We start from the raw sequence: 12,927 nt of genomic DNA, 5'->3' as shown, positions 1-12,927 counted from the left end.
TGCAGTGCTCCCGATCACCGCCCAGGATAGCACGCTGGTGACCTGGACTTATGATGATGGCCATGGCAACACCTCTACGCAAATCCAGTACGTGATCATAAACGATGTAACCGCTCCCGTGGCAGATGCAGGTTCACTGGCAGATGTGACGGATGAATGTTCGGTGACCAGCCTGACGCCACCGACAGCCACCGACAACTGTGTCGGTTCGGTAAACGGCACGCACGATGCAGTGCTACCGATTACCGCGCAAGACAGCACGCTGGTCACGTGGACTTACGATGATGGCCATGGCAATACATCTACCCAAGTCCAGTACGTGATCATTAACGATGTGACTGCTCCGGTACCCAATGCGGGTAGTTTGGCAGATGTTAATGCGGAGTGCTCCGTGATCAGTCTTTCACTGCCTACGGCAACGGATAACTGTGTTGGTACCGTCTATGGAACACACGATGCAACCCTTCCCATCACAACACAGGGCACTACGGTTGTAACATGGACCTATGATGATGGCCATGGTAACACCTCTACCCAAACCCAAAATGTGGTGATCGCTGATGTCACGGCACCTGTTGCGAATGCAGGTTCACTGGCAGACATAACAGATGAATGTTCGGTGACTAGTCTGACGCCACCGACAGCTACGGACAACTGTGTAGGTTCGGTGAATGGCACGCATGATGCCATGCTCCCGATCACGGCGCAGGACAGCACATTGGTAACCTGGACTTACGATGATGGCCACGGCAACACTTCTACCCAAATACAGTATGTGATCATTAACGATATCACCGCTCCGGTAGCGGATGCAGGTTCACTGGCAGATGTGACGGATGAGTGTTCGGTAACCAGTCTGACTGCGCCAACAGCTACCGACAACTGTGTAGGTTCGGTAAATGGCACGCATGATGCGACCTTGCCCATCACAACACAAGGTACTACAGTTGTAACATGGACTTATGATGACGGCCACGGCAACACATCTACCCAAACCCAAAATGTGGTGATCACGGATGCAACGGCACCGGTAGCTGATGCAGGTTCATTGGCAGATGTGACGGATGACTGTGAGGTGACCAGTCTGACGCCGCCGACGGCTACCGATAACTGTGTGGGTTTGGTCAATGGAACACATAATGCGACCTTGCCCATTACAACATTGGGCACCACTGTTGTAACATGGACATATGACGACGGCCATGGAAATACATCTACCCAAACCCAAAACGTGGTGATCACGGATGCAACGGCACCGGTAGCAGATGCCGGTTCATTGGCCGATGTGACGGATGACTGTGAAGTTGCCAGTCTGACTCCGCCGACGGCTACGGACAACTGTTTGGGTTCGGTGAATGGAACGCATGATGCGACCTTGCCCATTACAACATTGGGCACCACCGTTGTAACATGGACTTATGACGATGGCCATGGAAATACCTCCACCCAAATGCAGAATGTGATCATCAATGGAATAGATGTTTCGGTGGTGGTTACGGATCCGGTGATCACAGCCAACAATACGGGAGCAGATGCATATCAATGGATCGATTGTAACAACGGAAATGCACCGGTTTCCGGCGAAACAGCTTCTACGTTTACCGCTACGGTAAATGGCACCTATGCAGTGGTGATTACTCAGGGCAGTTGTTCTGATACCTCAACTTGCGAGGTGATCCTGAATGTGGGTGTAACTCCGGGTAGCGGACAATCAACCGGTATTGCCATCTACCCGAACCCTTCTGATGGTTCATTCACGGTAGATCTGGGTACCGAACACAACACCAGGCTTATCCGGATCATGGATGTACTGGGGTCACTTGTTTATGAGTTTCCTGTAAGCAACGAAACGGTCGTTGATATCCGTTTGAATCAACCGCCCGGGGTGTACTTTGTAAATGTGGTGGATGAGAATAATGGCATCCGGGTGCAAAGGTTGATTATCGGAAGATAGGAGTCATGCCACCGCGGCTTTCATACATTCTGATCAAATGTGCCTTGGTATTGGTGCTGGTTGGTAACTGTCTGGGAAGGCTACATCAGCCATATGCATCGGTACTGATGCTTGTCGGTTATATGATAATAGGGGTGGTCTATACCTTGCGGTACTTCGGAAAACAGCCTCGTAAGGAACAGGATCATTATAAGTTGGTATTGGCATTGACTTTTGCTTTGAGCGGGGTTGCCATGTTTTCGTCTGACCCATGGTGGTCTTATCTCACATGGTTATTTCCGGCCGTATTTCTTTTCTTTCTGGTGAATGGGATGGGTCCGGTTATGCTCCGGTTTCTGGGAGGAAGTGATCCGTCTTTTGTGAACAAGTTGTTGGGAAGCGTTGGATTTACATTGTGGGTTGTTGGTTCCATGTTCAAGATCATGCATTGGCCGGGCGCGAATATGCTGTATGTGATTTCGGTAGGTTTGCTTTCGGTATGGTTGTTCATTCCGGTGGTTAAGGGAGCAACGGCATAAACAGCTGACGCTTTTCATAACAGGAGCTTCGGATATGATTGGCGTGTGGCGGGGCACACAAATCCCCGCCCCGGTCTCAAGTTACCCAAAGGTTGGGGAGACCGGGAGAAAACCTTTGACGACTTCTTGCCATTGTAAGTATTATCAGATTTTTCATTTTTGTGAAAAGGGATTGATCCCCGTCTTTCTTTATTTGTGCCGGTGATTTCCGGGCATTCGGGATATGTGTTAGGAAAGGGTTAAAAAGATGGCCGGGTGATTTTGTTTTTGTAAAACAATGCTACCTTCGTGCGTAGAAATGCTTAACAAAAAGATCCTATATGGCCTGTTGTGTTTCTCGTTGCTGTTTACGGCATGCGGGGAGACCTCAGAGGATCCCGGGATCAGATCGTCTTTTGACAGTCCATTTCCCAAGCGACCTGTGAATCTCACATTTAGACTGGGTGAGTCATTCACGGTACAGGAAGGCAGTAGTCCGGTGGAATACAAGATCTCCTTTGACAGGGCCAACCGCCACAATTACATCGTCAACACTGAAACTTCCGACACCGCATTCGCCGGAATCATTTGTCGTTACCGGGGTTTGTATTATTTCAATCAGGCGATCAATGACAGCACTTATTGGATTTATGCTGTGAAAATCGGGGGAGAGGAGATCACCGGCCTGTTCTCAGCATGGCAGCAAATGAGTCGGTGGGACAGCCTTTATCTTCCGTTGTTTGAACCGGGAGGAGAAGCGAAATTGCCACAATTTCCGATGGCGAAGTACAATGGGGAGGCAAAAGATATGATCCGGATGACACCGGATAAACATGTCATGCAGACGTTCTATGAAGCACTTCTGGACAGCATGCCGTCCGAACCGCTTCTGCGTAACTCGCCTCCGCTGGCTTCCATTATTGTGGAAGAATTCGTTTCATCCGAGAGACTCCAGGCGCCGGGTAACGGTGAGATCGTGGCGAAGTATTTCCCGAATCCTGCTGTTGACCACTGTACGGTGGAACTTGCCAGCAGCGGTCCCCATGAATACGGCATCTATAACCCCAACGGTCAGTTGATCCGAAAGGGCCTTCTGCCGGGTTTATCCAATTACATTTCCCCCCGGGAGTTAAAACCCGGCCGTTATTTTCTGAGGGTTTATTCCGCCTTTCCGGGAGAAGCGGAAACCGTACAACTGATCGTTTCTGATCAGGAACACGCGTTGTAGACGGGATAGTTTCTAGTTTGTCGTTTCTAGTGTCTGGTTTCTGGTTTCTAGTTTGTGGTTTCTAGTTTGTGGTTTGCTTTGCCCGTATCGCCTTCGCTTAGCCGCTATTGCGGAGCAAGGCCGTATCTCGCACTTACGGGACAAGGCGGGGGTGGTTGGAGGAAGCCGTCAATCCGTGTGAAATTCAGTTGATTTTCTTGTCGATTCCAAAGATCGCCGTTCCCGGTAAGCAGTTGATAGTGACTATTGATTGGCATGATGATAATTTGTTAATTTAGCCTGTACCATGGGTCGATTTAATAAAATATTGATCGTTGATGACGACGATACCGGAACAATGCTCACGAAGATGATCATTGAAAACTTTGATCCTTCCATTGAGATAGATGTAGTGTGGAATGGCAGGGAGGCATTGAACTATCTTGATAAATATTGCTTTGCAGGTTGTGGGCGCGATTCAGGATGTCCCGAATTAATATTGCTGGATATCCGCATGCCGGTGATGGATGGTTTTGAGTTTCTGGAAAAATGGCAAACGAAGGATACCGGTGATCTAAAGAAAATTCCGGTGGCCATGTTATCATCATCATACTCGGGTGATATCGCCAAAGCGAATAAGTATCAGATCATGGGTTATATAGAAAAGCCATTGTCGGCAGATTCTCTGGCCTCAATTTTTGATAAGATTCACTAAGAAATCCGATCTTTGTAATATGTATGTTTCGAAACGGTTTGGGGAATCCACTCCTCAGAGATATCGGTTCATACAAATGTTACCTCCGAATTTTAGTGCCGCAGGTTATTTGACCAAACACACGTCTGTTAGTCTGATAACCGCAAAATAATGTGCCTGGGAAGATACCATTGGTATGAAACTGGTTTAAGTTTGATTGGGTAAATGCTAAAACGGAGGTTATGAAAGAAGTGCCGGATATTTATGTTGTTGATGATAGCTATTTTAACCTCGAGATTATCAACCGGCGGCTTACTTCCGCAATGCCCTGCAGTGTTTTGTTGTTTGAAGATGCCTGGGGATGTATGGAGTCAATGAAAGAGCATGAGCCGGATCTGGTGCTTACCGATTTTCATCTTAACAGGTCCCTGGAAGGACAGCAATGGCTTGAGACATTAAACCGGGAACATGCGACTGTGCCGGTAATTGTATATTCTTCAGCCAAAGATGTTCATGTATCCGGCTCACGGGAGGGAAATTCGCCTTTGGTTTTTGTTCATCGCGATGTTTATTTTCTGGATAACCTGGTGACGGAGGTTAAGAGAAAGTTGAACCATGATCAAAACCGCTTGGTCATGGTTGTTGAGCAATAACGGTCTGCCGGCAGCGGTTAATTTTATGTTGCTATGAGGGGAATCCTTTCGGATTTTCTTCTGAATAATGATTGCAGTTGACGATGGTGTGGAAGTGGTTTATATTTTGAATCATGAGATACAGATCATCAATAGAATACCTGATTGCATTCGCCTTTCTGGTGGTTATTGCACTTGTCATTGTTACGGGTATTTATTCCTACCGCCAATTCACGTCTATGGTTACAACAACCAGTGAAGCGGCCAGACCCGATATGAGGCTTATCACCGCAAAGGCCCTAAGAAATAGTTTGCTGGATGCGGAAAACAATGTGAAGTCCTTCGGCATTACGCAGGACACCGTATATCAGGATCTGTTTTATACCTCAGTCCACAAAGCCTATGACCGGTTAAACAGGCTTGACAGTATGCAGGCAGGGGAGGCCATTGATCTTTCATTGCTGGATAGCCTGGTTACATGGAAATTGACTACCCTCAATGATTTGCTTCGTTCACAAGGTGCTTATAGGGTCAGGGTGGCGTTGGATAAAGTGTTGACCAGAATTGAACATTCGGTGGAGGAAGAAATTTCAGAGAATCCTTCAAAACAGAATGAGCGTACCCGGCCAAATGGTTCGTCTCGGAATCGTTTGTTTAAGAAGTCTCAAAGCAACGTTCCCACCAATACCTCCGACCTGCAAAATGCCCGCATTCCCCTGTCTGAATTAAATAAAGAAGTGCTTCGGGTAAAGAAGGAAGAGTTCAATATCGAGGAAAGTCACCGGTTGAAAGAGTTGAATCTGATCCACAGCGACCGGGCACTTACAGAGCGAATCATGGCCTTGCTGGATCAATTGGAGGTATACGAAAGAAAGCAGCTGGCACTCAGCGCAGCAGAGGCTGAACAAACCCTGGATCAGACCAATCGGCAGATTGCCTTGTTCTGCCTGGCCATGGGCGTATTACTTGTTTTGATGGCCCTGGTTATGTTGAATTATATAAGGCAAAGTGCCAGATACAGAAGGGCGTTGATACGTGCCAAGTACGAAGCGGAGGACCTAGCAGCAACCAAGCAACGCTTTCTGGCTACAATGAGCCATGAACTCAGAACGCCGTTGAATGCTGTGGCCGGATTCATAGAGCAACTATCAATGAGCGAACTTGAGGATGAACAGCGTAAGCAGGTGGATATTGTTAAAAGGTCCTCCAGCCACCTGCTTCACATTATCAATGACCTGCTGGACTTCTCTAAACTTCAGTCGGGAAAACTTAATCTGGAAGAAGTTCCTTTCAGTCCCAGGGATGTGATGGAGGAAGCCTGTGAACTTTTAACGCCCATGGCGGCATCCCATAACCTGCCTGTTAAGTGTACATTTCAGGAGGGTACACCGGAAGTGCTGATCGGTGATCCTTACCGGTTGCGACAGATACTCCTGAACCTTTTAAGCAATGCCATCAAGTTTACAGAAAGCGGAGCAATTACGGTAACGATGTCATCTATGCAACTGGATGATGAAAAAGTGGCCCTGGGTCTGGAAGTAAAGGACACCGGAATCGGGATGAGCGAAGAACAAGCCAAAAGGGTGTTTGAGGAGTTTGAGCAGGCGCAGAACAGTACCAGCCGCCATTACGGTGGCACCGGACTCGGATTATCCATTGTTCGCATGCTGGTTCAGCGCCATCATGGTACGATTCAGTTACAAAGTTCTCCGGGTAAAGGAACCTCCGTTCAACTTGTGTTGCACTACAAAGTTGGATCTAAAACGGATCTGATTGCACAGACAGATGATCAACAAAAAGAAGTCCGGCTCCGGTCCGGGCTGAACATTTTGGTGGCGGACGATGAAGAATATAACCGCCAACTGATCAATACGGTTCTACAGAAACAGCAGGCCATTGTTTTGGAGGCAGCCAGCGGCCGTGAGGTGATGGAGCATATCCAAAAACGCAGATTTGATGTGGTGCTTATGGATATGAGAATGCCGGAAATGAATGGGATCGAGGCGACCGGAGAGATCAGGAGATTAACCGGCGAAAATCAACAGGTAATCATCATTGCACTCACCGGATCTGCGGATGATGAAAGCCATCAGCGGTTCTATGATGCAGGCGTGAATGGCATCGTGCCAAAACCGTTTAGCGAAATGGAGCTGTTGGGTGAAATGGAAAGGTTGCTCTCAAAAGATAGGCAGACAGTCGCCCAAACAATGTCGGGAAATGTAGGTCACATGCAGGATCTGCCACCCCTGAACCTGACCGAATTGAAGCGGTTATCGGACAAGGATGGGAAGTTTTACGAGAAGATGCTCAATCTCTTTGTCAAGGGTGTGCATGATGGGTTTGAAGAAGTTCAATTGGCATTGGGGAAAGGCGACTGGGATTCGCTGGGCGATCACGCCCATAAGATGTGCAGCCCGTGCCGGCATGTAGGCGCGACCAGGCTGGTTGATCATCTGAAGGATATCGAGTCGATGTGCAAGGAGCATAAGGTCACAGATGAGATGAGCGACATCATCACCCGGGCAAAAGAAGAGGCTGATCGTGTGCTTGATGAGGTGGAGAAGGAACTGAAGCAACTCCGGCAGGAATAGAAGCTTCGTGTTTCTACCCCCTAATCCCTCAAAAACCCATAATTTTGCAGAGAATAGAACGGCCGCCATGCGGTTTGTGCGTGTATGAAGCGACGAAGTTTTATAAGAAAGAGTTTGTGGGGCGCCGCCGGGATGGGTCTGATGGCATGGCTATATGCATGGAAGGTTGAGCCTTTCTGGCTGGAGTTTGTGCAACGAAAATTACCCATAAAGAACCTTCCGCCGCACCTGTCCGGAAAAATTCTGATGCAGATCAGCGACATGCACGTAGGTAACGCATTTGACTACCACTTTATCATAGAATCCTTTGAGGAAGCGAAGAAATATAAACCCGACTTTGTGGTATATACCGGCGATTATGTGACGTATAGGGGGAAAGAACAGTTGAGGCAGCTGAATGAAGTGTTGCAACATGCGGTAACAGGAAAACTGGGTACGGTGGCCATACTCGGTAACCATGACTACGGACGCAATTGGCGGATGCCGGAAGTGGCTGATAACATTACCGGCCAAATGACCAACGTCGGGGTGGAGGTGCTCAGAAACCGTCAGCATGAGATAGATGGATTGAATTTCATTGGCCTGGATGATTGTTGGGGGCTGAACTTCAATCCCGCTCCGGCGATGGATCACTATGACGCTGCCAAAGCCAACATCGTGCTTTGTCACAACCCCGACGTATGTGATATGGATGTGTGGAATAATTACCAGGGCTGGGTTCTGTCCGGGCATACCCACGGCGGCCAGTGCAAACCACCGTTCCTGGACCCTCCCATGTTGCCGGTAAAGAATAAAAAGTATACCGCGGGAGAGATCGACCTGGAAGATGGCCGTAGGCTATACATCAACCGGGCACTTGGAAACCTGCACCATATACGGTTTAATGTGCGGCCGGAGATCACGGTGTTTGAGTTGGAGGCGGTTTGATCCGGATTGCTACTTAATTCTGTAAGTATCGATCAAAGCTCGTATTTTTGAGAATAAGAATGAAGATCAGGTTCACATCCAAAGAGGAAAGTAATAGCGAGCGTGAGAAAGCGTTTCTTGCGTTATCGCCTGTAGAAAGGTTTTTTTCTTTCCTGCGGCTAATGGAGGCATTTTCCGGGTTACCCGGGAAGAGGAATAATAAACATACCGGCAATTTTCTGGTGGTTCGCGGAAAGGAACAATCGTGATCTGGGAGGAGAACATCAGGAATTGAAAAGGATAAGAGCAGATTTGTAAATTATCTGATTAGCTACTCAATCACCAAATAAAGGGAATGTTTCGTTTTCTCTGTTTGAAAAACGACGGTATAAATTCCCGGTTCAAAATCCTTTGCATTGATAAAATAATTCCTAGTATGTGCAGGGAAATGCCCTTCGTGAATCGTGTGTACTTTTTGCCCAAGCATATTATACATGATCAATGTTCCATCAACACTGACCGGCAGCTCCAATGGGATTACTGTTATGGCGGATGCAGGGTTTGGATAGATGTCGCCCATACCCACCAATGTGGTTGGATCAGTCAGGCCTAAAGGATCCCCCAGTACCTTGAATGTCCAGTATCCTTCCGGCGCAGTGATGGGACGCGTCAGTTTTTTCCCGTTGTTGGCTTCGCCTTGCACATAGTAGTAAAGGGTGGTTCCTCCCGGATGGGCAGGGATATTTGCCGCCCACATGTCTGAGCCCGATGCGGTCATCGGTACTGCCGTGTAACCGGTGCCTGGTGTGGTGCTGTAGTAGAGCGTGGCTTTTTTGATTCCGCTGCGGTGTTTGATCAATGCATCAACGGTGTAGGGGTTTGATTGGTCCCAGGTGTCTTTCAGACTTTGGTGCGCGATCCACATCGGGTCTGCTACGCCAATGGTATGGGTAATGCAATGGATGGCACCGCTTTGGGAAATAAGGTTTTCATTGCTGTTGTCCACATCGATCGTGACGATGCGGTAACCCGGATTTGCTTCCTGAAGAATGCGCAGTGCGGTGGAGTCGAACTCTTCGCGGTAAACGGGCAGCAGGATGGTTTTGTTTACATAGGTCTGGTTGGCATAGGTGCGGTAGTATCCGTCCGGTGGATATAATCCGCCTGTGCTCGGTGGCATGGGAATACGTACGATCTTAAATGGTTCACCCCATTGGTTCTTGAAGTTACTGAGGATGTACTGCAGGTTGGCTTCAAGCTGCGGACCATCAGAGGTGCCGTTCGGAAACTGACCCACCAGCAAGCGTTCTTCATCAATCAACTTCATATGCATATCGATATGATGGATATCATCATACGGCAACACAGTCATCTTAATATAATTGTCGATGCCGAGCCACCGCTTATATATATCGTTAATCTCGTTTTCCGAATGGCTGGGGTAAGACAAGCCATAGTCTCCGGTCCCGTCGTTTTCATCCAGGATCAGTTTGGAAGAAAATGCCGTACTGAAACCATCGCTCATCCAGTTTCCGCCGGTTGCCATGATCTTATCAGGGTTGGAGTTGGTGGTGTATAAGCTGAGGTCTTTGAACTGGGCATAGGCTTGTGGCACCACATCGTCGCTGGCCCTCGGACGGTTGTAGATCCAATCCACCAGGATGAGCGAGTCCACATCATTCGCGTATACTGAATTGGCGCCGTAGTCCCTCACCCAGATGGAGTTGAACTGGGTCTGGACAAAAGACAGGTTGGTAAGGGGAACACCGCGTGACTGCAGGGCACTCTTCACGGTAGACTGGTTAGAGCAAATAATGATCACTTCGCATTCATCCTGTGCGGCATCCACGATCTGACTTTGGATGTCATTGTAATCTCCTGTCCATGTAATGACCAGCGATTGCACTTCTTCCCATTCCGCAGCGGTTCTTAAACTATTGAAAGGAGGGGCGACGGTTTGCATGCTTTCCGTGCTGCGGGTAGACAGGTATTCTTCCATCATCCCTTCTTCCTCCGGTGTCATGCCCTTTGGCAAAGATTGGGCAAAGACGACACAGGAGGCAATCAGGGAAAGAGTAGTGAGGTAGAGGTGTTTCATGGTTGAGGTGTAGGGGTACGTTTTTTAGTATTTCACAATTCGGGCGGTGTGGGTGGTTTGCTCATCCTGTATCATCAAAAAGTAAATGCCTGACTGAAGAGCCGACATATCAACAGGGAAACTGTTGTCTCCCGGAATGCCTGAGGCTGTGTAAACAATGATCGTTTCGCCCAGGGTGTTCACCACGCTTAATTGTAGTCCGGTAGCGTGATTGACGTGTACATTCACGGTGATGTGATCAGTGGTTGGATTCGGATAGATGCCGGTCAATACCGAAGCACTATTCTCACCCAGTGAAGTGTTGAGCGGCACGGTGACAGTTTCTGTGGCCGTGCATCCTCCCGCATCTGAAACGGTCACCGTATAGTTGCCGGTGCAAAGTCCGGTAGCTGTGGCAGCGGTTTGGGAAGCAGGGTCGTTCCATAGATAAGTGTATGTGCCGCTTCCTCCGGTGGCAGTCACTGTAGCTGTGCCATTGCAGGTCCCATTGTCAGGCGCATTGGATGTTGAAGTGTTCAGCGAGCCTGAAGTGATGGTAGCGGTCACTGCAACACGCTGACTTTCGCAAACGGCTTCCGTTACTTCCCAGTCATAGAAGTAGTAATAATACCCGGCAGAACCAGCATCGGTTTCTGTGATGCTTACCAGGTTGGAGATGTTATAAGGATAGTTTGCGCCGCTGTTGTTTCGGTATAGATTGGGAATATCATCCGTCTTGATCGCAAACTGACTTCCGGTCTGCAGGGTGATATCCAGTGTGACACGACTTTCACCGTCGGGAATATTTGCAGTGACTTCGCCGACTTTGTCACCGGAGCTGTTCAGGACCACAATCGTGCGGTTGCCTGCGCCGGTGGCGTATACTTTGACGGATTTCAGGACGACGGGTTTTAATACATCGAAATACAACCTGCGGTCTGCATTGCTGGTGAAGTTACCTCCGGACCCGAAGGTATTATCGGAGGGTCCGCCTTTGACCGCGGCTTTCTCATCCAGCGCTTCTACATAATAAGTCGTGGTGTTAGATAAGTTTGGACTGTAAGTGTTTCCGGTGTGAACCAGGTTGCCTGCAACGGCGGCATCATACCAGTTCATTGTTCCTGTGCCGGTGGCGGTCATGTTCACAACACCTGCTCCGCAGCGGGAAACATCCGGTACGACCGGATCCGGGGTGGAGGGCATCACGGTGATGTAATCTACCTGGTTAATGGATGTAGTGTCTCCGTTGGACATGGTGGCTTTCACATATACCGGATAAGTACCGGCTGTGTTGTAAGTGATGACCGGATTTTGTGAGGTGGATGTGGAAGGTTGTCCGCCCGTGAATTTCCAGGAGAATGATACGGCACCATCGCTGGTTGCGGTAAATGTGGCGGATTGTCCGGCGCATAGCAACTGGTTGTCGGATGAAAGAGAGATACATCCGCTGCCTGCTGCTGCATTAGGGTCCAGGCCGGTGGTTTGCCTGATCCAGTCATCAGCATATGAAATACGGGAATAGACACCTGCGTAGTTTGCTTCTGCACAACCATCTCCCCAGCTTACAACGCCTGCAAGTTTCCAGCCACAGCTCCCGTTGCGAACAATAAACGGTCCGCCGCTGTCGCCCTGGCAGGCATCCTTGCCGCCGGTTCCCATGTAGCCGGCCGCGATCATCCATTCGGTGATCTGGTTGCCATAACCGGCATCGCTGCTTTTTACGATAGGCACTTCAACCTTTTGAAGTACGTCGGGACTGCTGCCACCGGAAGACAGGGTGCCCCATCCACTGGTCAGCGCCATGACACCGGGGTCGGTCATTCCATTGGTGGCATCACTTGCTGTTACCCAAGGTATGGCTTGTACTTTCGGATCGGACAGGTCAAGGGCCTGATCAAGTTTGATGAGGCAAAAATCCGGTTTTGACGTAGAGCCACCGCTGTTGCCAGGATAGTAAATGACTTGGGAAGCCTTACGGGTTTGGGTGCCTCCCTGGCTGCGGCGGGTCATGCCAAATGTAAGTGTTTGTCCGGTGGATGGCTGGCAGTGGGCAGCTGTCATCACCCACATGTCACTCAGGACCGTGGCGCCACACCCGCCGATGTAAACCTGCCAGGGAAGCTCTTCTGCGGAACTATTTTCTCCACCCACGATCTGGATGATCTCATCCGGATCCTGGTCTTTGTGGGTTTGGGACCATGCACTGCCAAAAGACAGTAATATGGCCAGGATCAACATTAATATGCCTTTCTCTGGTAATGAGATAAAACGATAGCTTCCATGAAGTTTCATAGCGTCGGGGTTTTAATAAAAAAGAAGCGGGAGTAATAAACTAAATCGTAACCAGTAGCAAATTAATGCACGACAGG

General features: G+C 49.0%; 9 protein-coding genes. 7 read left to right on the top strand and 2 right to left on the bottom strand.

Annotated features, from left to right (window positions below):
* The 7 genes from KDD36_08265 to KDD36_08235 form a co-directional block, all read left to right on the top strand.
* The coding region (locus tag KDD36_08265; GenBank protein MCB0396632.1) for a T9SS type A sorting domain-containing protein at positions 1 to 1,954 on the top strand (1,954 nt) is incomplete at its 5' end.
* 5 nt (positions 1,955 to 1,959) lie between these two features.
* Complete coding sequence (locus tag KDD36_08260; GenBank protein ID MCB0396631.1) at positions 1,960 to 2,472, top strand: hypothetical protein; 513 nt, start codon at positions 1,960 to 1,962, stop codon at positions 2,470 to 2,472.
* Positions 2,473 to 2,770: 298 nt separating this feature from the next.
* Positions 2,771 to 3,679 (top strand): T9SS type A sorting domain-containing protein, encoded by a 909-nt coding sequence (locus tag KDD36_08255; protein MCB0396630.1) that lies wholly within the window; start codon positions 2,771 to 2,773, stop codon positions 3,677 to 3,679.
* Positions 3,680 to 3,965: 286 nt separating this feature from the next.
* Positions 3,966 to 4,373, top strand: coding sequence for a response regulator (locus tag KDD36_08250; GenBank protein MCB0396629.1), 408 nt, complete (start codon positions 3,966 to 3,968; stop codon positions 4,371 to 4,373).
* Between the two features lie 221 nt (positions 4,374 to 4,594).
* Positions 4,595 to 5,005, top strand: coding sequence for a response regulator (locus KDD36_08245; GenBank protein ID MCB0396628.1), 411 nt, complete (start codon positions 4,595 to 4,597; stop codon positions 5,003 to 5,005).
* A 113-nt stretch (positions 5,006 to 5,118) separates the two neighbouring features.
* Entirely contained in the window at positions 5,119 to 7,575 is a 2,457-nt protein-coding gene (locus KDD36_08240) for a response regulator (protein ID MCB0396627.1), read from the top strand.
* Between the two features lie 84 nt (positions 7,576 to 7,659).
* Entirely contained in the window at positions 7,660 to 8,502 is an 843-nt protein-coding gene (locus tag KDD36_08235) for a metallophosphoesterase (GenBank protein MCB0396626.1), read from the top strand.
* Between the two features lie 310 nt (positions 8,503 to 8,812).
* Here the strand turns inward: KDD36_08235 and KDD36_08230 are convergent, their stop codons facing one another.
* Together KDD36_08230 and KDD36_08225 are read right to left on the bottom strand one after the other, a co-directional pair.
* The gene (locus KDD36_08230) at positions 8,813 to 10,579 is read right to left on the bottom strand and encodes an agmatine deiminase family protein (protein ID MCB0396625.1); all 1,767 of its coding nucleotides are present in this window, start codon (positions 10,577 to 10,579) and stop codon (positions 8,813 to 8,815) included.
* Positions 10,580 to 10,603: 24 nt separating this feature from the next.
* Positions 10,604 to 12,850: a trypsin-like serine protease gene (locus KDD36_08225; GenBank protein ID MCB0396624.1), complete on the bottom strand. Its 2,247-nt coding sequence runs from the start codon at positions 12,848 to 12,850 to the stop codon at positions 10,604 to 10,606.
* Positions 12,851 to 12,927: the final 77 nt, after the last annotated feature.

The organism is Flavobacteriales bacterium, from assembly GCA_020435415.1.
GTDB lineage: Bacteria > Bacteroidota > Bacteroidia > JACJYZ01 > JACJYZ01 > JACJYZ01.
This window is presented reverse-complemented; position numbering and strand designations above follow the sequence as displayed.

What these genes read in the sequence shown, in the direction of transcription:
- KDD36_08240 (MCB0396627.1), top strand. Translation starts at nt 5,119, where the DNA reads ATGAGATACAGATCATCAATAGAATACCTGATTGCATTCGCCTTTCTG.
- KDD36_08260 (MCB0396631.1), top strand. Translation starts at nt 1,960, where the DNA reads ATGCCACCGCGGCTTTCATACATTCTGATCAAATGTGCCTTGGTATTG.
- KDD36_08245 (MCB0396628.1), top strand. Translation starts at nt 4,595, where the DNA reads ATGAAAGAAGTGCCGGATATTTATGTTGTTGATGATAGCTATTTTAAC.
- KDD36_08250 (MCB0396629.1), top strand. Translation starts at nt 3,966, where the DNA reads ATGGGTCGATTTAATAAAATATTGATCGTTGATGACGACGATACCGGA.
- KDD36_08255 (MCB0396630.1), top strand. Translation starts at nt 2,771, where the DNA reads ATGCTTAACAAAAAGATCCTATATGGCCTGTTGTGTTTCTCGTTGCTG.
- KDD36_08235 (MCB0396626.1), top strand. Translation starts at nt 7,660, where the DNA reads ATGAAGCGACGAAGTTTTATAAGAAAGAGTTTGTGGGGCGCCGCCGGG.
- KDD36_08230 (MCB0396625.1), bottom strand. Translation starts at nt 10,579, where the DNA reads ATGAAACACCTCTACCTCACTACTCTTTCCCTGATTGCCTCCTGTGTC.
- KDD36_08225 (MCB0396624.1), bottom strand. Translation starts at nt 12,850, where the DNA reads ATGAAACTTCATGGAAGCTATCGTTTTATCTCATTACCAGAGAAAGGC.